This is a genomic window from Rhodococcus sp. Leaf233 (assembly GCF_001426165.1).
Taxonomy (GTDB): Bacteria; Actinomycetota; Actinomycetes; order Mycobacteriales; family Mycobacteriaceae; genus Rhodococcoides; species Rhodococcoides fascians.
In genome coordinates this window covers 134,030-152,929 of sequence record NZ_LMRO01000013.1, presented here as the reverse complement: position 1 = coordinate 152,929, position 18,900 = coordinate 134,030, and the positions used below count along the sequence as shown (strand labels likewise).

The 18,900-nt window shown below is 66.8% G+C and carries 18 protein-coding genes; 1 reads left to right on the top strand and 17 read right to left on the bottom strand.

Annotated features, from left to right (window positions below; all coding sequences use genetic code 11):
- Positions 1-69: 69 nt before the first annotated feature.
- The 13 genes from tpiA to rpe form a co-directional block, all read right to left on the bottom strand.
- Positions 70-855 (bottom strand): triose-phosphate isomerase, encoded by a 786-nt coding sequence (gene tpiA, locus ASH04_RS23480; protein WP_027497007.1) that lies wholly within the window; start codon positions 853-855, stop codon positions 70-72.
- A 3-nt stretch (positions 856-858) separates the two neighbouring features.
- A complete protein-coding gene (locus tag ASH04_RS23475) occupies positions 859-2,070 on the bottom strand; it encodes a phosphoglycerate kinase (RefSeq protein ID WP_057474693.1) in 1,212 nt (403 codons plus the stop codon).
- A 5-nt stretch (positions 2,071-2,075) separates the two neighbouring features.
- The gene (gene gap, locus ASH04_RS23470; protein WP_008716538.1) at positions 2,076-3,095 is read right to left on the bottom strand and encodes a type I glyceraldehyde-3-phosphate dehydrogenase; all 1,020 of its coding nucleotides are present in this window, start codon (positions 3,093-3,095) and stop codon (positions 2,076-2,078) included.
- A gap of 121 nt (positions 3,096-3,216) precedes the next feature.
- Positions 3,217-4,200 carry a DNA-binding protein WhiA gene (gene whiA / locus ASH04_RS23465; RefSeq protein ID WP_027497005.1) on the bottom strand — a complete coding sequence of 328 codons (984 nt, stop codon included), beginning with the start codon at positions 4,198-4,200 and terminating at the stop codon, positions 3,217-3,219.
- Positions 4,191-5,219, bottom strand: coding sequence for a gluconeogenesis factor YvcK family protein (locus tag ASH04_RS23460; protein WP_057474692.1), 1,029 nt, complete (start codon positions 5,217-5,219; stop codon positions 4,191-4,193). The genes whiA and ASH04_RS23460 overlap by 10 nt, the downstream gene beginning before the upstream one ends.
- Positions 5,216-6,082, bottom strand: a complete 867-nt coding sequence (gene rapZ / locus ASH04_RS23455) for an RNase adapter RapZ (RefSeq protein ID WP_057474741.1) — start codon at positions 6,080-6,082, stop codon at positions 5,216-5,218. The genes ASH04_RS23460 and rapZ overlap by 4 nt, the downstream gene beginning before the upstream one ends.
- Before the next feature lie 86 nt (positions 6,083-6,168).
- A complete protein-coding gene (gene uvrC, locus ASH04_RS23450) occupies positions 6,169-8,262 on the bottom strand; it encodes an excinuclease ABC subunit UvrC (protein WP_048318514.1) in 2,094 nt (697 codons plus the stop codon).
- 80 nt (positions 8,263-8,342) lie between these two features.
- Positions 8,343-8,816, bottom strand: coding sequence for a PH domain-containing protein (locus ASH04_RS23445; RefSeq protein ID WP_027497001.1), 474 nt, complete (start codon positions 8,814-8,816; stop codon positions 8,343-8,345).
- Positions 8,813-9,310, bottom strand: a complete 498-nt coding sequence (gene ribH / locus ASH04_RS23440; protein WP_032382074.1) for a 6,7-dimethyl-8-ribityllumazine synthase — start codon at positions 9,308-9,310, stop codon at positions 8,813-8,815. The genes ASH04_RS23445 and ribH overlap by 4 nt, the downstream gene beginning before the upstream one ends.
- On the bottom strand, positions 9,307-10,629 hold the full coding sequence (locus ASH04_RS23435; RefSeq protein ID WP_057474740.1) for a bifunctional 3,4-dihydroxy-2-butanone-4-phosphate synthase/GTP cyclohydrolase II: 1,323 nt from the start codon (positions 10,627-10,629) through the stop codon (positions 9,307-9,309). The genes ribH and ASH04_RS23435 overlap by 4 nt, the downstream gene beginning before the upstream one ends.
- An 87-nt stretch (positions 10,630-10,716) precedes the next feature.
- Positions 10,717-11,328, bottom strand: coding sequence for a riboflavin synthase (locus ASH04_RS23430; protein WP_027496999.1), 612 nt, complete (start codon positions 11,326-11,328; stop codon positions 10,717-10,719).
- Entirely contained in the window at positions 11,329-12,321 is a 993-nt protein-coding gene (ribD, locus tag ASH04_RS23425; RefSeq protein ID WP_057474739.1) for a bifunctional diaminohydroxyphosphoribosylaminopyrimidine deaminase/5-amino-6-(5-phosphoribosylamino)uracil reductase RibD, read from the bottom strand.
- 38 nt (positions 12,322-12,359) lie between these two features.
- Positions 12,360-13,034 carry a ribulose-phosphate 3-epimerase gene (rpe, locus tag ASH04_RS23420; protein WP_032365752.1) on the bottom strand — a complete coding sequence of 225 codons (675 nt, stop codon included), beginning with the start codon at positions 13,032-13,034 and terminating at the stop codon, positions 12,360-12,362.
- Positions 13,035-13,070: 36 nt separating this feature from the next.
- Here rpe and ASH04_RS23415 point away from each other — a divergent pair, with 36 nt between their 5' ends.
- Positions 13,071-13,460: an MmcQ/YjbR family DNA-binding protein gene (locus tag ASH04_RS23415; RefSeq protein WP_057474691.1), complete on the top strand. Its 390-nt coding sequence runs from the start codon at positions 13,071-13,073 to the stop codon at positions 13,458-13,460.
- On the opposite strand, the gene ASH04_RS23410 is transcribed toward ASH04_RS23415, so the two are convergent.
- The 4 genes from ASH04_RS23410 to ASH04_RS23390 form a co-directional block, all read right to left on the bottom strand.
- Positions 13,461-14,930: an RsmB/NOP family class I SAM-dependent RNA methyltransferase gene (locus ASH04_RS23410; RefSeq protein WP_032388415.1), complete on the bottom strand. Its 1,470-nt coding sequence runs from the start codon at positions 14,928-14,930 to the stop codon at positions 13,461-13,463. It abuts the gene before it with no gap.
- A complete protein-coding gene (gene fmt / locus ASH04_RS23405; protein WP_032372469.1) occupies positions 14,927-15,850 on the bottom strand; it encodes a methionyl-tRNA formyltransferase in 924 nt (307 codons plus the stop codon). Before fmt ends, ASH04_RS23410 begins: the two co-directional genes overlap by 4 nt.
- An 87-nt stretch (positions 15,851-15,937) precedes the next feature.
- Positions 15,938-16,357: a PadR family transcriptional regulator gene (locus ASH04_RS27635; protein ID WP_032365748.1), complete on the bottom strand. Its 420-nt coding sequence runs from the start codon at positions 16,355-16,357 to the stop codon at positions 15,938-15,940.
- A 516-nt stretch (positions 16,358-16,873) separates the two neighbouring features.
- On the bottom strand, positions 16,874-18,841 hold the full coding sequence (locus ASH04_RS23390; RefSeq protein ID WP_200937362.1) for a primosomal protein N': 1,968 nt from the start codon (positions 18,839-18,841) through the stop codon (positions 16,874-16,876).
- Positions 18,842-18,900 lie beyond the last annotated feature (59 nt).

Here is an 18,900-nt window from a genome sequence, read left to right as displayed (position 1 = left end):
AACGACTTCGGACACCCCGCCGAAGCGAGGTGTCCGAAACCAGTTCTGTGCAGCGGTGACGATGGCCGATCAGGGCAACGGTCCGCCTGCGGCAATCGCCGACAATGTGGCGAACTCGTCCGCCTTGAGCGAAGCGCCACCGACCAGCGCGCCGTCGACGTCGGGCTGACCGACGATCTCGCCGACGTTCTTGGCGTTGACCGAACCGCCGTACAGCACGCGGACGCCCGCGGCGACCTCGGCCGACGCCAATTCCTTCAATTCCTCCCGAATGGCACCGCACACTTCCTGAGCGTCCGACGCCGAGGCCACGCGTCCCGTGCCGATGGCCCATACCGGCTCGTAGGCGATGACGACCTTGGCGATGTCGTCGGCCGAGAGCCCGTCGAGCGAACCGCGGAGCTGAGCCACGTTGTAGGCCACGTGCTCACCGGCCTCACGAATGTTCAGACCCTCGCCGATGCACACGATCGGTGTGAGCCCGTTCTTCAGGGCAGCCTTCGTCTTCGCCAGCACGACGGCATCGTCCTCGCTGTGCAACGTGCGTCGCTCGGAGTGGCCGACCACGACGAAGGTGCATCCCAGCTTGGCCAGCATCGACCCGCTGATCTCGCCCGTGAATGCGCCGCTGTCCTCGGCGGAGACGTCCTGCGCACCGTAGGTGAGCAGGAGCTTGTCGCCTTCGATCAGCGTCTGGACGCTGCGGATGTCGGTGAACGGCGGAATGACCGTGACGTCCACCTTGTCGAAGTACTTCTCGGGCAGCGAGAAGGCGATCTTCTGCACCAGCGAGATGGCCTCGAGGTGGTTGAGGTTCATCTTCCAGTTGCCCGCGATGAGCGGCTTACGTGCCATGCGTTACGCCTCCAGGACGGATAGACCGGGCAGCTGCTTGCCCTCGAGGTATTCGAGGGATGCACCGCCACCGGTGGAGATGTGCGAGAAGCCGTCATCGGGCAGCCCGAGGGTGCGTACCGCAGCCGCGGAATCACCGCCACCGACCACGCTGAACGCGCCCTTCTCGGTGGCTCCGATGATCGCCTCCGCGATGCCCTTGGTACCGGCCGAGAACTTGTCGAACTCGAAGACGCCTGCAGGTCCGTTCCAGAAGATCGTCTTCGCATTGGACAGCACGACGGCGAAACGACTGACCGAATCCGGTCCGATGTCCAGACCCATCCAGCCGTCCGGAATTTCGGATGCCTTGACGGTCTTGGACTCGGCGTCCGCCGCGAACTTGTCTCCGACGACGATGTCGACCGGAAGATGGATCACGTCGCCGAAGCGCTCGAGCAGGTCCTTGCAGACCCCGATCTGATCCTCCTGCAACAGCGAGTTACCGACCGAATAACCCTGGGCGGCAAGGAAAGTGAACGCCATGCCGCCGCCGATGACGAGGGTGTCGACCTTGGGAGCCAACGCCTCGATGACGCCGAGCTTGTCCGAGACCTTGGAGCCGCCGAGCACCACCGCGTACGGACGAGCCGCATCCTCGGTCAGCTTGGCCAACACCTCGACCTCGGCCGCGACGAGTGTGCCCGCGTAATGCGGAAGCAGCTGCGCCACGTCGTAGACCGACGCCTGCTTGCGGTGCACGACGCCGAATCCGTCGGAGACGAATGCCGCATCGTCTCCGGCCAGAGCAACGAGCGCACGAGCCAGAGCGGCTCGCTCGGACTCGTCCTTGCTGGTCTCACGCGGATCGAAGCGGATGTTCTCGAGCAGCAGTACGTCGCCGTCGGTCAGGCCCTCGGCGCGTGCCTCGGCGTCCTGACCCACCACGTCTCCCGCGAGCTGGACGTGCCGGCCGAGCAGTTCGCCGAGCTTGGCAGCGACCGGAGCCAGACTGTACTTCGCATCGGGCTTGCCGTCGGGGCGACCGAGGTGAGCGGTGACGATGACCTTCGCACCGGCTTCGACCAGTGCACGAAGGGTCGGAATCGACGCCTGGATGCGGCCGGGGTCGGTGATCGTGCCGTCCTCGAGCGGGACGTTGAAGTCCGATCGCACGAGGACGCCACGTCCTTCGACACCGGCATCGAGCAGATCCTGCAGTGTCTTGACAGCCATCGGTGTCAGAGGGACTTGCCGACGAGACCGATGAGGTCGGCGAGGCGGTTGGAGTAGCCCCACTCGTTGTCGTACCAGGAGACGATCTTCACCTGGTCGTCGATGACCTTGGTCAGCGGCGCGTCGAAGATCGACGAGTGCGGATCGGTGACGATGTCCGAGGACACGATGGGATCGGTGTTGTACTTCAGGATGCCCTTCAGCGGGCCCTCCGCGGCAGCCTTCATCGCGGCGTTGATGTCCTCGGCGCTGGCTTTCTTCTTCAGCAGAGCGGTCAGGTCGGTGACAGAGCCGGTGGGGATCGGCACCCGAAGTGCGTAGCCGTCGAGCTTGCCGAGCAGCTGCGGGAGAACCAGGCCGATGGCCTTGGCTGCACCGGTACCGGTGGGGACGACGTTCAGCGCTGCGGCACGTGCACGACGCAGATCGCTGTGCGGGCCGTCCTGCAGGTTCTGATCCTGCGTGTACGCGTGAATGGTCGTCATGAGACCCGAGACGATGCCGAACTCGTCGTCGAGAACCTTGGCGATGGGGCCGAGGCAGTTGGTGGTGCACGACGCGTTGGAGATGATGTTCTGGCTGCCGTCGTACTTGTCGTCGTTGACGCCCATGACGATGGTGATGTCCTCGCCCTTGGCAGGCGCGGAGATGATGACCTTCTTGGCACCGGCGTCGATGTGACCCTGAGCCTTCGCAGCGTCGGTGAAGATGCCGGTGGACTCGACGACGACGTCGACACCCAGGTCACCCCACGGAAGTGCGGACGGTCCCTCACGCAGCGACAGAGCCTTGATCTTCTGGCCGCCGACGACGATGGTGTCTTCGCCTTCGAGCGAGACGTCGTGCGGCAAGCGGCCCAGGATCGAGTCGTACTTGAGCAGGTGTGCGAGCGATGCGTTGTCGGTCAGGTCGTTGACAGCAACGATTTCGATGTCGGTGGTACCGAGCGCCTTCTGCGCGTCGACAGCCCTGAAGAAGTTACGCCCGATGCGGCCGAAGCCGTTGACGCCTACCCGGATCGTCACTGTTCGCTCCTAAAAGTTGTGAAAACAGATGTCTGGTCGTGCCTGCATGCGGGGTGCCACACGCGGTTCCTACCCTAGTGTGCGCTCCGGCGGAGCGCGCGCATCACTCGATCGAGGCGCTCTACGCCTCGTCGAGCAGCTCCGCGGTGACCGCCGACTCGGTGTCGGGTATCCCGGTCTCCTTCGCTTTCCGATCGGCCATGGACAGCAGACGCCGGATCCGACCGGCCACCGCGTCCTTGGTCATCGGCGGGTCGGCCAACTGACCGAGTTCCTCCAGCGAGGCCTGGCGGTGCTGGACCCGCAGCGAACCTGCCGCAGCGAGATGATCGGGTACGTCGTCGCCGAGAATGTGCAGAGCCCGCTCGACGCGAGCGGCGGCCGCAACCGCGGCCCGAGCGGACCGGCGCAGGTTGGCGTCGTCGAAGTTGGCCAGACGGTTGGCGGTGGCCCGCACCTCGCGGCGCATCCGGCGCTCCTCCCACACCAACCGGGTGTCCTGAGCGCCCATGCGCGTGAGCAAGGCTCCGATTGCTTCGCCGTCTCGTACGACGACTCGATCGGTGCCGCGCACCTCACGTGCTTTGGCTGCCACGCCGAGGCGCCGAGCGGCACCGACGAGGGCGAGCGCCGCTTCGGGCCCGGGGCAGCTGATCTCGAGCGCGGACGACCGGCCCGGCTCGGTGAGCGAGCCGTGGGCGAGAAACGCGCCGCGCCACGCGGCCTCGGAGTCGCCGACGGTGCCGCCCACGACCTGAGCGGGCAGGCCACGCACGGGACGTCCGCGGAGGTCGAGCAGCCCGGTCTGGCGGGCCAGAGCCTCACCGTCCTTGGCCACGCGCACCACGTACCGAGACGTCTTGCGCAGGCCTCCGGCACTGAGCATGTGGACGTCCGAGGAGTAGCCGTACAGCTCGAAGATCTCGCGTCGCAGCCGCCGTGCGATGGAGCCGAGATCCACCTCGGCCTCCACCACCACTCGACCCGCGACGATGTGCAACCCGCCGGCGAAACGCAGCAGGGCGGACACCTCGGCCTTGCGGCAGCTGACCTGACTGACGGTGAGCCTGCTCAGCTCGTCCTTGACCTCCGCTGTCATGGCCACGAAGCGATCCCCTCTCTGCGCGCCGCTGTCGGTGCCGAGCCGTCGGTGGACGACACGATTGCTCCGAGAGCAGCAGCCAGCTTTCCGTAATGATGTGCGTGAGTGCCGGTTTCGGCAACGTCGACGTAGACGACCCCAGCGCCGAGCCGGGCAGCGGCGCGCGCCACGTGCTCGCGGTTGCTGCCCTCCGGGACCGAGGCGGAATCGACCAACACGTGGTCTATTCCCAAATCAGGTGCGTGTTGGGAGAGTACGTGGACATGGCGCTCGGCGGAGAATCCGGTGGTCTCCCCCAGCTCCGGTGCCAGGTTGAGGACCAGCACCTTGGGCGCGCTCGTGTGCGCCAGTGCGGCGAGCTGATCCGGCACCAGAACGTGGGGAATGACACTCGAGAACCACGATCCGGGACCGAGCACGACCAGGTCGGCCGCCGCGATGGCGGCCAGCGCCTGCGGCGTCGCAGGCGGATCCGGTGGCAACAGCCGCACGCGCCGGACCTTGCCGGGCGTCGTGGCGACGGCGACCTGACCGCGAATGACGCGACTCACGCGTGGGTCGTCCTCGAGGCCGGACACATCGGCTTCGATGTCGAGCGCAATCGGTGACATCGGCAGCACTCGTCCGTCGATGCCGAGCATGTGCACCATCTCGTCGAGGGCGGCTATCGGGTCGCCGAGTACTTCGGTGAGCCCGGCGAGAACCAGATTTCCCACCGAGTGGCCGGCCAAGGCACCGGTGCCCCCGAATCGGTGCTGAATGACGTCGGTCCACAGCTGGGTTCTGGCATCCGAGCGGGCCAGGGCAGCCAGCGCCATCCGCAGATCTCCGGGCGGGATGACGCCGAGTTCTGCCCGCAGACGACCCGAGGACCCGCCGTCGTCGGCGACCGTCACGACCGCAGTGACATCGCTGCTGAGCAGCCGAGCTGCCGACAGCGTCGCGTACAAACCGTGGCCGCCGCCCAGAGCGACGATCTTGGGACCCGAACCCGATACCGGACGGTGCGGAGTATCGCTCATTCGCGGCCCAGATCACGGTGCAGGACGCGGACCGATACGTCCCCCTGTTCGGCGAGAATACCGGCCAGGGCCTCCGTCATCGCGACGCTTCGGTGTTTTCCTCCGGTGCAGCCCACGGCCACCGTCATGTATCGCTTGCCTTCCCGCACGTATCCCTCGATGGTCAGATTCAACAGGTGCGTGTACGTCTGCAGGTAGTCGTGCGCCCCGTTCTGTCCGAGGACGTAGTCGCGAACATCCACGTCCTGACCGGTGTGTTCGCGCAGTTCGGGCACCCAATGGGGATTGGGCAGAAAACGCACGTCGCAGACCAGGTCGGCATCCATCGGTAGCCCGTACTTGAAGCCGAAGGACTGGACCGTCACGCCGACGCCGACAGTGTCGGAGGCCCCGAAGACCGTTTCGATCTTGCGCCGAAGCTGGTGCACCGACAACGAGGTCGTGTCGACGGTCAGGTCGGCGGCCGCCTTGACCTGCGCGAGCCGTAGTCGCTCGGCCGTGATCCCCTCGGTCAGAGTTCCGTCCTGGCCGTCGTTCTGCAACGGGTGACTGCGCCGATTCGATTCGAACCGCTGGACCAGCACGGCGTCGGACGCATCCAGGAACAGCACGCGATTGCGCACACCCTTGGAGTCGAGTTCCTTGACCACCCAGCCCAGATCGCCGGTGAACAGGCGGCTGCGCACGTCCATCACCAAGGCGAGACGCTCGATACGGGGCTGCGACTCCAGCCCGAGATCGACCATCTTGGAAATGAGCTCGGGCGGCAGGTTGTCGGCCACGTACCAACCCAGATCTTCGAGAATCTTGGCGGCCGTGCGCAACCCGGCGCCGGACACGCCCGTGACCAACGCCACTTCGATGCCGTCGTGCGGCGAGTCGGCCCGCTCTTCGGGGTTTCCGGGGTGCGGCTCGGACGGTGGGTGTGCCTGTGTCTGGTGTTCGCTCACTACGAAGCCTGTCCCGCCGATTCCACACGCGGTTCGATCGCATGGTCGGCCGTGTTCTCGCCCGGTGTCGTTGCCGTTGCGCTGCCATCATCGCCTACATCGGCCCCGCTCGGGTCGGAACCCAACGCGGCCAGCACCGACTTGGCGGTGGTCGCGCCGATTCCGGGGACCTCGACGATCTCTTCGACCGTTGCCTTCTTGAGATTGGCCACCGAACCGAAATGCGCCACCAGCGCGGTTCTCCTCGACTCGCCGAGACCGCGCACCGAGTCGAGGGCCGACGCAGTCATACGGCGCGATCGCTTGCTTCGATGGAAGGTGATGGCAAATCGGTGCGCCTCGTCGCGCACTCGCTGCAGGAGATAGAGCGATTCACTCGTGCGCGGCAGGATCACCGGATCCTCCTCCCCCGGTACCCACACTTCTTCCAGTCGTTTGGCGAGCCCGACGACGGCGACGTCGGTGACACCGAGTTCGTCCAGCACTGCTGCGGCCGCTGCGACCTGTGGTGCACCGCCGTCGACGACGAACAGGTTGGGCGGATAAGCGAACCTGCGTGGCCTACCGGTTTGGGGATCGAGCGCGGCTTCGGGAGCCAGATCGCCGCCGCTGCCGACAGCGTTGGCTCCGTCTGCAGAATGACGGAGGAAACGACGCCGGGTCACCTCGGCGATGCTGGCGACGTCGTCGGAATGCCCGTCGCCTGCCGCTTCCTTGATCGCGTAGTGGCGGTAGTCGCTCTTGCGCGGCAATCCGTCCTCGAACACGACCAGTGACGCGACCACATCGGTGCCCTGCACGTGCGAGATATCGATGCATTCGATTCTCAGCGGTGCCGAATCCAGATCGAGCGCCTCCTGAATACCTTGCAGCGCAGCAGATCTCGATGTGAAATCACCCGCACGCTTCAGCTTGTGCTGCTGCAGAGCCTCTTTGGCGTTGCGTTCGACGGTCTCGGCCAGTGCCTTCTTGTCGCCGCGCTGCGGAACCCGCAAAGTGACATTGGATCCACGCAACTCGCTGAGCCACACCTGCACTTCGTCGGCGTTGTCCGGTAACACCGGCACCAGTACCTCACGCGGAACCGCGTTGGACCCGCCGTCATCGCCGCCCGGGGTCTGCGCGGACAACGCAGCCTGTTCGCCGTAGAACTGGGTGAGGAACTGTTCGACGAGGGCGGGGAGGTCGGCCTCGTCCTGCCGTTCGATCACCTCACCCGCCTTCTCGACCACCCACCCGCGCTGTCCCCGTACGCGGCCACCGCGGACGTGGAAGACCTGAACGGCGGCTTCGAGGGCGTCGGTGGCGAACGCGACCAGATCTGCGTCGGTACCGTCACCGAGCACCACGGCCTGCTTCTCCAACGCCCGACGCAGCGCGCCCACGTCGTCACGTAACCGTGCTGCAGTCTCGAAGTCGAGATCTTCCGAGGCTGCCTGCATTTTCTTCTCGAGCTGTCGCACGAGTTTGTCGGTCTTGCCGGCCAGGAAGTCGCAGAAGTCCTCGACGGTACTGCGGTGTTCCTCGGCACTGACGCGTCCCACGCACGGTGCCGAGCACTTGTCGATGTACCCGAGCAGACAGGGTCGACCGATCTGGTTGTGCCGCTTGAAGACTCCGGTCGAGCACGTTCGTGCCGGGAACACGCGCAGCAGCAGGTCGAGCGTCTCGCGGATGGCCCAGGCATGAGCGTAGGGACCGAAGTAGCGCACGCCCTTACGGCGGGGTCCGCGGTACACGAACAGACGTGGGAATTCCTCGTTCATCGTCACCGCGAGCATCGGGTAGCTTTTGTCGTCGCGGTAGCGGACGTTGAAGCGTGGATCGAATTCCTTGATCCAGTTGTACTCGAGCTGGAGTGCCTCCACTTCGGTGGTGACCACCGTCCACTCCACGGACGCCGCGGTGGTGACCATCTGCCGGGTCCTCGGATGCAGCGAGGCCACGTCGGCGAAGTAGGAATTGAGGCGACTGCGCAGGCTCTTGGCCTTGCCTACGTAGACGACGCGACCGTGCGGATCGCGGAATTTGTACACGCCCGGTTCCACCGGGATGGTTCCGGTGGCCGGACGATAGGTAGCGGGGTCGGACACGCCTTCCACGTTAGCGGTCGGGTCCGACGTTCTCCGCATCTCCAGCTCAGCAGCGGTGCACGAGAGCGTGCGGCAGAGAGTCAGTCCTGATCGACGCGAGCGGGCGCGTACTCGCGCTCGAGCGCACGGAACTTTCGGACGGCCGCGACGGCGTGCTCACGATCGTTGGACTGGATGGCCATCACATTGATGAACTCGTCGTCGGGGATGTCGACCCTGGCCCACATCGCCCCGTCGGGAAATGACAGGCCGCGCACGAGGTCCCACTCGATCATCCGCTCCGAGAACACGTTTCGGACCGCCACACCTGCCGGACCGACGCGAATGCGCGGGCGGGTGAGCAGCAGAGCCAGGCCCGCCAGCAACACGCCTATTCCCGCCATCGCCAGCTGATCGGCGGTCCTGAAATAGACCCCGGTCGGCGACACCCGAAGCAGCACCGCGACAGTCGAGTGAGCGACGACGAGCAACACCGCGGCAGCGATCGCGTACCGGGCCGACTTACGGGACTTCACTTCCATGTCCCATTCGGACGGGGATTCGTCGCGCGTCATTGGAAGTCCTGATTCGTCCACGGCTGCCGGAGGTGCTTGAGGGTCAGGGCCGTGTCGATGGCGGCCGCGGTGGCCTGCCCACCCTTGTCCTCGAACGAGTCGGGCAGACCGGCGCGATCGAGCGCCTGCTGCTCGTCGTTGGTGGTGAGCACCCCGTTGGTGACCGGAGTGCCCTCGTCGAGCGATACCCGTGTCAGGCCGGCTGTGACGGCATCGCAGACGTACTCGAAGTGCGGTGTGCCGCCGCGGATGACCACGCCGAGAGCGACGACGGCATCGTGGGTGCGAGCCAGGGCCTGGGCGACGACGGGTAGTTCGATGGCTCCGGCGACGCGAATGACCGTGACGTCGCGTACCCCGGCGGACTCGGCTTTGCGGAGCGCACCGGCGAGCAGCGCCTCGGAGATCGTCCGATGCCACTGACCGGCCACGACAGCCAACTTCAGATCACTCGCGCCTGCCAGCTGAAGGGTGGGTTCGCCGTCGCCGCTCATGGGTTGACCCCGTTCTCGCGGGCAGGAGTGGAGCCTGCGGAATGACCGTTGTCACCAGGAGTGGAGCCAGTGGAGTCGTTTTGCTCGAAGTCGTCCAGGCCGACCAGGTCGTGGCCCATGCGGTCGCGTTTGGTGCGCAGGTAGGTCAGGTTCTCGGCGTTGGCGCGCAACGGCATCGGCACCCGTTCGGTGACGTGCAGGCCGTAGCCGTCGAGCCCGACTCGTTTGGCCGGATTGTTGGTGAGCAGGCGCATGGACGAGACCCCGAGGTCGACGAGGATCTGGGCACCGATTCCGTAGTCGCGGGAGTCTGCGGGCAGACCGAGCTGCAGGTTGGCGTCGACGGTGTCCGAGCCTGCGTCCTGGAGCTGGTAGGCCTGGAGTTTGTGCAGCAGGCCGATTCCGCGTCCTTCGTGTCCTCGCATGTACAGCACGATTCCCCGGTCCTCGGCCGCCACCATTTCGAGGGCGGCGTCGAGCTGTGGGCCGCAGTCGCAGCGCAGCGATCCGAAGACGTCGCCGGTGAGGCATTCGGAGTGCACCCGGACCAGCACGTCGCTGCCGTCGGCGTCGGGGCCGGAGATGTCGCCGCGCACCAGCGCGACGTGCTCGACCTCGTCGTAGATGCTCTGGTAACCGACGGCCCGGAAGGTGCCGTGGCTGGTGGGGATTCGCGCGTCGGCGACGCGGACGACGTGCTTCTCGTGCTTACGACGCCACGCGATCAGGTCGGCGATCGAGATCAGTGCGAGGTCGTGTTCGTCGGCGAACACCCGCAGCTCGTCGGTCTGCGCCATCGCTCCCTCGTCCTTCTGGCTGACGATCTCGCAGATGACTCCGGCGGGGCGGAGGTCGGCCATGCGGGCGAGGTCCACGGCCGCCTCGGTGTGCCCGGGGCGACGCAGTACGCCGCCTTCCTTGGCGCGCAACGGGACGACATGGCCGGGGCGGGTGAAGTCGTTCGCACCGGTGTCGGGGTCCGCGAGCAGGCGCATCGTGGCTGCTCGGTCGGAGGCGGAGATACCGGTTCCGATACCTTCTCGCGCGTCGACGGTGACGGTGTACGCCGTTCCGTGTTTGTCCTGGTTGGTGGCGAACATCGGCGGCAGGCCGAGTCGGTCGCAATCCTCACCGGACAACGGGACACAGAGGTAGCCCGAGGTATAGCGGACCATGAAGGCAACCAGTTCCGGGGTGGCCTTCTCGGCGGCGAAGATGAGGTCGCCTTCGTTCTCGCGGTCCTCGTCGTCGACGACCACCACTGCTTTGCCCGCAGCGATGTCCGCAACTGCGCGCTCGATACTGTCGAACCTGGTCACGAAAGTGCGCTCCATAGGTCTCGGGCCTGGCTCAGCGCCCTGGAAATGTCTCCGATGCACCGTTACCTGCGTGCACTTCAACAGTACTTACTGTGCGTCGATCGCCTGCAGCCGCTCCACGTACTTGGCGATGACGTCGACTTCGAGGTTGACCGGTGAACCCACCTCGGCCGTGCCGAGTGTGGTCAGGTCGAGGGTGGTGGGGATCAGCGAGATCTCGAACCAGTGCCCGCCGTCGTCGACTCCGAGCCCGGACACGGTGAGCGAGACACCGTCGACCGTGATGGATCCTTTCTCGACGACGTAGCGCGCTACCGACGTGGGCATCGTGATGCGCACGACGGTCCAGTTCTCGGACGGGCTGCGTCCGGCTACCGTGCCGGTTCCGTCGACGTGTCCTTGGACGAGGTGCCCGCCGAGCCTGCTACCGAGTGCCGCTGCGCGTTCGAGGTTGACGCGACTGCCGACATCCAGAGCGCCGAGGCTCGATCGGTTCAACGTCTCCTGCATGACGTCGGCGGTGAATCCGCCGTCGGGAAGTACTTCGACGACGGTCAGACACACTCCGTTCACCGCGATGGAATCCCCGTGGCCGGCATCGGAGGTCACCACCGGGCCCCGGACGGTGAAGCGAGCGGCGTCGGGCAGTTCGTCCTTGGCCACGATCTCGCCCAGCTCTTCGACGATTCCGGTGAACATCTACTTCGCTCCTTCGGGCGCGACACTCAGAAGAACGTCGTTGCCGATCATGGTGACTGTCTCCGTGCGGAACCGAATTGCGTCGGCAATTGTTCCGATCCCCGCATTCTCCACCGCAGCCGGGCCGGTCCCCAACACCGCAGGTGCGATGTAGGCGACAACGCGGTCCACGAGACCGGCGGCGAGGAACGCGCCGGCCAGTGTCGGACCACCTTCTATCTGGATGTCGGTGTACTCGCTCAGCGCGTCGATCACCGCAGCCGGGTCGTGTGTGTCCAGAAACACCGTCGGTGCCTCCGGACCCCGGATCGCGGCGGTCGCCGGTACGGGCCTCGATCCGACGACAACTCGAACCGGTTGATGCGATGCCAGGGTGCCGTCGGGGCGACGGGCGGTCAGCCGTGGATCGTCGGCCAGTACGGTGCCGGTTCCGACGACGATGGCGTCGAGCTTGGCCCGTTCGGCGTGCACGTGCGCCCGCGCCTCGGGTCCGGTGATCCACTGGCTCGTTCCGTCGGCAGCCGCGCTGCGTCCGTCGAGCGTCGCGGCGTATTTCCAGGTGACGTGCGGCCGGCCGGTGCGTTGTTTGTGCAGCCAGGCCCGCAGTGGCCCCTGCTGTACCTCGCGCGTCTCCACGCCCTGTTCGACGCGAATCCCGGCGTTCCGCAGCGCATCTGCCCCGCCGGACGCGAGCGGGTTCGGATCCGCTACCGCGAACACGACCGACGCGACCCCGGCTGCGACGAGGGCCTGCGAGCACGGTCCGGTGCGGCCCGTGTGGTTGCACGGCTCGAGTGTCACCACCGCGGTGCCGCCGCGCGCACGGTCGCCGGCTTCGGTGAGTGCGACGATCTCGGCGTGCGAACCGCCGGGTGGACGGGTGGAGCCAGTGCCCACGACGACGCCGCGGGCGTCGAGGATCACGGCACCGACCGCGGGGTTGGGGCTGCTGATTCCCCGAGCGGCCTCGGACGCGTCGACGGCCAGAGCCATCGCCTCGACGACCGACACGGCCGAGCCCGGGGCGTCGGTCACGACAGGTGGTGCGATGCACGGGCGGCACGGCCGCGGAGATCACGTACTGCGGCGGCGGGATCGGCGGTGTTGTACACGGCCGAACCGGCCACGAAGCAATCGATGCCGGCCTCGGCTGCCTGCTCGATGGTGTCGGAGTTGATGCCGCCGTCGATCTCGACCACCAAGCGTAGATCTCCGGAATCGACAAGTGCCCGAACAGCTTTGGCTTTGGACAGTACTTCGGGCATGAACGACTGCCCGCCGAAACCGGGCTCCACACTCATCACCAGCAGAGTGTCGAAATCGCGCAGAATCTCGAGGTAGGGCTCGATCGGGGTACCCGGCTTCACCGACAGGCCGGCTTTCGCACCGGCGGCCCTGATGTCGCGCGCCACGGCGCTGGGGTCATCCGTTGCTTCGGCGTGGAACGTGACGTTGTATGCCCCGGCCTCGGCATACGGCGGGGCCCAGCGCGCCGGATCCTCGATCATCAAGTGGCAATCGAGGGGAATGCTCGTTGCTTTGAGCAGACTCTCGACCACCGGTAGCCCGAGGGTGAGGTTGGGGACGAAGTGTGCGTCCATGACGTCGACGTGGAGCCAATCGGCCCCCGCGACGGCATCGGCTTCGGCGGCGAGGCGCGCGAAATCGGCGGACAGAATCGAGGGAGCGATCATCGGGGAAACCACGACTGGTGAGCCTAGTCGAGCCGGTATCGTGCCGACATGGCCACCATGGACTCCGCGAGCGCCGTCCTTGCCGATTTGCCCGAAGTCACCGAAAGCGTTCGGTACGGGAATCCCGCCTGGGGCATCGGCAAGCACGTGTTCGCGTGGGTACGACCGTTCAGCAAGGCCGACCTGAAACGATTCGGCGACGAGACCCCGCCCAGCGGACCGATCCTGGCCGTCAGGAGTGCCGACCTGCACGAGAAGGAAGCCATCCTCGCCGCACATCCGCGCTCGTGCTTCACGATCCCGCACTTCGACGGGTTCTCTGCCGTTCTGATCGACGTCGACAACGCCGAGGACGACGAACTGCGCGAACTCCTCGTCGACGGGTGGCTGGTGTACGCACCCGCGGACGTGGCCGAGGAGTTTCTGGCCGGAGGGTGATCAGACCGGCTTGCGCAGCGCCGCCATGAACATCGCGTCGGTACCGTGCCGATGCGGCCACAGTTGCACCGACGGGCCGTCACCCAGTTGCGGTACTCCCGGCACGAGCGCGCGGGTGTCGAGCTGTTCGACGCCGTATCGGCGTACGGCGTCTGCAACGACGGCCGCTGTTTCGGACAGATGCGGCGAGCACGTCGAGTACAGCACCACCCCGCCGGGCCGGACCAGATCGATCGCTGCCGCCAGCAATTCCTTCTGCAGGGTGACCAATGCCGCCACGTCGGACGGTTGGCGACGCCACCGCGCTTCGGGGCGACGACGCAGCGCTCCTAGACCGGTGCACGGCGCGTCGACGAGCACGCGGTCGTAACCCGCGTCGAGTCCGGACTCGCGGCCGTCGACGATGTGCACCGTCACCGGCAGGTCCTTGGTGGTCTTGGACACGAGGTCGGCACGGTGCGGGGTCGGTTCGACGGCGTCGACCCGTGCGCCGTCGATCTCCGCCAGGGCACCGAGCAGGGCGGCCTTGCCGCCCGGACCGGCGCACAGGTCCAACCATCTGCCACCGTCGTCGCCGAGCAACGGTGCCAACGTCAGCGCGCGGCCGACGAGCTGACTGCCCTCGTCCTGAACTCCGGCCAGACCGTCCCGGACGGCATCGAGCTTGCCGGGGTCGCCGCCGTCGAGGTGCACCGCGTACGGCGAATAGGGACCTTCCTCTCCCCCGGTGATCAGCGCCAATTCTTCGGCGGAAATCTCTCCCGGTCGTGCGACGAGGTGGACCGAGGGACGCGCGTCGTCCGCTTCGAGCACCGCGGCGAGTTCGCCGGCATCGGCTCCGAGCGCGTCGGCGAAGGCCTGCGCAATCCACTTGGGATGGGCGTATTCGAATGCCAGGTGACCGACCGGATCCGCCGTCGTCGCCGGTGCCAGCTCGTCGACCCACTGCGCTGCGGTTCGCTCGGACACTCGTCGCAGCACGGCATTGACGAAACCTGCCTTGCCGGAACCGAATTCGGAGCGGGCGAGGTCCACCGACGTGGCGACGGCTGCGTGCGGGGCAACCCGGGTGCGCAGCAGCTGATAAGCCCCGAGCCGAAGGATGTCGAGCAGTGGTCCGTCGATCTCTGCGGCAGGCCGCCCGGCCGCGTGTGCGATCACGGCGTCGAGCACACCCCGAGCGCGAGATGCGCCGTAGGCGAGTTCGGTGGCCAGCGCGGCATCGCGAGAATCCAACTTGCGCTCGCGGAGCAACCCGGGCAGCACCAGGTTCGCGTATGCATCGCGCTCCCGCACCGCTTTGAGCACGTCTCTGGCCGCACGCCGTGCCGGATCGATCGCGTCGACCGCACGGGGTCCGGTGCCCTGCGGCGGCCGGTTACCTTTGGGCCCACGTGCCCCCGGTGACTTCTTGACGTACTTGCGGGGCTGGCTCGACTCGCGCTTACGAGGCCTGTCGGGCTCTGTCATCGTGCCACCGCCGTATCGTCCAGCCGAGCGCCGCGCGCCCAGTCGAGTGCCCTCATGACCTTCTTGCCCTGAGGTTGAATATCACCGAGAACGACTGCGCCGGTTCCGGTTCCGATGTGTACACCGGTCTTGCGTACGTCGATCGTTCCCGGCTCCAACGTGTCCGGCGACAGTTGAACAGGAGCGATCTTGACGCGGAGATCCCCGATGGTCGTCCACGCGCCCGGGGCCGGTGTGACAGATCTGATGTGTCGGTCGACGAATGCCGCGGATCGCGTCCAGTCGATGCGCGCGGCATCGACTGTCACTTTGCTCGCGTAGGACACACCGTCCTCGGATTGCGGTAGCGCTGCCGCCGTTCCGTCCTCGATCGCGTCCAACGTCGCGGCGAGCAAGTGGGCTCCGCTCGACGCCAGACGCCCGAGCAGATCACCCGTGGTGTCGGAATCCCGAATCCGTTCGGTGGTGACACCGAGTACCGGACCGGTGTCCATCCCGACGTCGAGAAGGAACGTCGATGCGCCTGTGACGTCGTCGCCCGCGGCGATCGCGGCCTGTACCGGTGCCGCGCCACGCCACGCGGGCAACAGTGAGAAGTGCAGATTGATCCAGCCGTACCGAGGTATGTCGAGTACCTGTTGCGGCAACAACGCGCCGTACGCAACGACCGGGCACACGTCGGGGGCGAGGTCGGTCAGCGCCGCCACGAACTCCGGGTCCGACGGCCTCGCGGGAGTGAGTACCGGGATGCCGTGCTCGTCCGCCAACACTCCTACGGGCGAGCGCACGGTCTTGCGTCCACGGCCGGCTGCGGCGTCGGGCCGGGTGACCACGGCGATCACCTCGTGCCGTTCGGACTCCACCAGTCGCGCGAGTGACGGGACCGCGGGTTCCGGTGTTCCGGCGAAGACGACGCGCACTGAAGGCAACTCCCTGGGATGGACGAAACGATGTCGGTTGTCCATCCTAGGGAGTCACGGCAGCGTGCGACGATTCCACACCGACGATCACGTCGCGTCGGTGCTGTCGGAACTGTCGGAAGCGTCCTCCGCGAGGATGCGATACAGCGATCGGCGTGCCTCGATGAGCACCTCGGCTGCCTGGTCGACCTGACGCACGGTTCCGACTCCGGCCACCTGACCGGCCGCTCCCATCAATTGTCCGATCAGTGCCCGAAGATCACGCGCATCGATGCCGACGGAATCGGCTACGTCGTCCCAAGGACTGCCGAGATCTGCTCGATGGTCGTCGACATGACGCCTGCCCTCGGCCGTCAGTGCTGCCGTCTTCCGGCCGGCCACCTTGTCGATCAGCACCAAGCCCTCGTCTTCGAGCTGCGACAAGGCCGGGTAGATCGATCCCGGGCTCGGCTTCCAGGTTCCGTTGCTCTTCTCGGCGATCTGCTGGATGAGTTCGTAACCGTGCATCGGCCGGTCCTCGAGCAGCAGGAGGATCGCAGCGCGGACATCGCCACGTCGGCCCCGACCGCCTCGGCCCCGACCACGACCGAAGTCGGCATTCGGCCCGAAACCGCCGGCCCCGACACCACCGGGCCACATACCGTCACGCCCCCGCCCGACAGGACCTCCCCGACGTCTGCCGTGTTCTCCGTGACCTCTCCTTCCCCGACCTCTCTCGTGTCGTTCTCCGCCGTCTGGTTCTCCGTCTTCTGCCGGGCCGTGCTCGTCGTCCCGCGCAACCCACATCTGGAACGGCGCGCCGCGTCGGCGCGGGTCTCCGTGCCGATTGCCTGCGAAAGACCCCATTCGGGGACCTCCGCGGCGTCCGAATTCGTGTGCAAAGCCTTCGAATGCGTAGTTCATCTCGTTCTCCTTCGTATCGATTGAACAAGTCGACGATATATCGGCAATAGAACTTTGACAAGGCCCTGAGGTTGCCTCTCTATCTGGACGACGGGAACGCAACAGGACAGAGAAAGCCCATCACCCGATCCGAATGGGATCGATCTGAATCCGTACGCCCGCGCCGAGCTTCTTGGCGCTTCGGGACGCCTGCGCAGTCGACAGCGCTCGCGCCAGCGCTGCTCCGGTGCTTCGCGGAACCCGGATCAGGAGCCGCTGCACGTCTCCGGACAACCTGTCCTCGCCGCTACCCGCAGGTGCGCGTTGACCGTCCGGGAGATCGACGGGACCCAGTACCTCGACCGTCTCGGGTAGATCTGCACTGTCGACCAACGCTGTTATCGCGTCAGTGGTCCCGTCGATCGCCGCCACGTGAACGGCCGGTGGAAACCGAACCTCGACTCGTTCGTCCAGCTGACTGCGCGCGTGCCACAGCGGATCCCAGCGCACCAGGGCCTGGACGGTGGGGATCTCGGACTCGGCCACCACGACCACACGTCCCCCAGCCGCCCCGGGCCGAACCATCGACGCAGCCGTCATCCAGCGGCGCAGTGTCTCTTCTGCCGCACGCAGATCCGCCCGGCCCAGCAGCGCCCAACCGTCGAGCAGCAGCGCGGCGCCGTATCCGCCGTCCACGGTCGGCTCGGCACCGACGGTCGACACCACGAGCGAACCACCGGGGCGCACGGTATCGAGGACGGTGGCCCCACCGGAGTTGTGTATCGGCACGCCAGGGAAGGCGCGGCCGAGCTCCTCGGCCGTGCGTCCCGCTCCGATCACCACGGCGCGCAGGTTGCGAGACCCGCAGACCGTGCAGCGGTGTGCGGCATCGGCGATTCCGCACCAGGAACACGTCGGGCTGCCCGCGCCGTCGCTGCCCGGAGCCGAGGGCAGGGCGAGCGGACCGTTGCAGCGTCGACACCGAGCCGGATGGCGGCACTTCGCACACGCCAGCGACGGAACATAACCGGCGCGTGGAACCTGAACCAGCACAGGGGTATCCGCTTTCAGCGCCGCACGTGCGGCCTCGAAAGCGATCGCCGGTAGCCGCGCGACCCGGGCTGCCGGATCCCGAGCGAGCGCGTGGTCCGAGTCGGCCAGCGCGACCACGTGAGGTTGCCGTTCACGCACCAGCTCACGTGGGGCGACCAGGTCGTGGGCCCAGCCGGAATCGACGAGAGCCTCGGCCTCGGCCGTCCGGGAATGTCCGCCGACGACGACCGCGGCTCCCGACACGTGCGCGCGGAGCAACGCCACCTCACGTGCATGCGGATACGGTGAGCGTGGTTCGGCGAAACTGTCGTCGCCGTCGTCCCAGATCGCGATCAGGCCGAGGTTCGGCACGGGCGCGAACACCGCACTGCGTGTGCCCACCACGACAACGGGGCCCGACCTCAGACAGCGCAACCACTGCCGGTAGCGCTTGGCCGGTCCCAAACCGGCCGACAGCGCCACCACACGGTCGGCCCCGACTGCCGCGGCGCATGCACCCTCCAGACGATCGAGATCCCGTTGGTCGGGCACCACGACCACTGCGGACCGTCCGCTCCCCACGGTGACGGCAGCCAATTCGGCCAATCGAGCGGGCCATACCTCGCCGGGTAGGGCCTGCCACACCGCACGCGGAACACGGTGCTCGCCGAGGGCATCGAGGAAATTGGAGCCATGGGTATACGCCGCCCAGCCCGTGCGATCGACGACCGGCTCTGCTGCCTCGTCGACGACCGGAGGGGGCTCTGCCTCGACCCGTGCGTGGCGAGCCGGAACCGCCAGACGCAGCACATCCGCTCGCGTTCCTGCGTAGCGATCGGCCACCGCCGACACCAACTCGGCGATCTCGGGAGTCAGTACGCGCTCGGCGGACACGACCCGGTCGAGCCAGCCGAGACGACCGGGATGATCGGTCTCGGCCAGCCTGGCGAGTACGAACCCGTCGACGAGCCGGCCGGCAAAACGGACGCGTACCCGCACACCGGGCTGGGCATCGTCGCTGGCGTCCTCGGGAACGAGGTAATCGAACTCGCGGTCGAGGTGCGGCAACGGAAGCATCGGAAGAATGCGCGCGATCGGCAGATCGGTTGCCGCTACCGGCGTCACACCAGCCACCG

What these genes read in the sequence shown, in the direction of transcription:
- ASH04_RS23430 (WP_027496999.1), bottom strand. Translation starts at nt 11,328, where the DNA reads ATGTTCACCGGAATCGTCGAAGAGCTGGGCGAGATCGTGGCCAAGGAC.
- tpiA (WP_027497007.1), bottom strand. Translation starts at nt 855, where the DNA reads ATGGCACGTAAGCCGCTCATCGCGGGCAACTGGAAGATGAACCTCAAC.
- ribD (WP_057474739.1), bottom strand. Translation starts at nt 12,321, where the DNA reads ATGGCTCTGGCCGTCGACGCGTCCGAGGCCGCTCGGGGAATCAGCAGC.
- ASH04_RS23415 (WP_057474691.1), top strand. Translation starts at nt 13,071, where the DNA reads ATGGCCACCATGGACTCCGCGAGCGCCGTCCTTGCCGATTTGCCCGAA.
- ASH04_RS23445 (WP_027497001.1), bottom strand. Translation starts at nt 8,816, where the DNA reads ATGACGCGCGACGAATCCCCGTCCGAATGGGACATGGAAGTGAAGTCC.
- ASH04_RS23390 (WP_200937362.1), bottom strand. Translation starts at nt 18,841, where the DNA reads ATGCTTCCGTTGCCGCACCTCGACCGCGAGTTCGATTACCTCGTTCCC.
- ASH04_RS27635 (WP_032365748.1), bottom strand. Translation starts at nt 16,357, where the DNA reads ATGCACGGTTACGAACTCATCCAGCAGATCGCCGAGAAGAGCAACGGA.
- ASH04_RS23475 (WP_057474693.1), bottom strand. Translation starts at nt 2,070, where the DNA reads ATGGCTGTCAAGACACTGCAGGATCTGCTCGATGCCGGTGTCGAAGGA.
- ASH04_RS23410 (WP_032388415.1), bottom strand. Translation starts at nt 14,930, where the DNA reads ATGACAGAGCCCGACAGGCCTCGTAAGCGCGAGTCGAGCCAGCCCCGC.
- ribH (WP_032382074.1), bottom strand. Translation starts at nt 9,310, where the DNA reads ATGAGCGGCGACGGCGAACCCACCCTTCAGCTGGCAGGCGCGAGTGAT.
- ASH04_RS23460 (WP_057474692.1), bottom strand. Translation starts at nt 5,219, where the DNA reads ATGAGCGATACTCCGCACCGTCCGGTATCGGGTTCGGGTCCCAAGATC.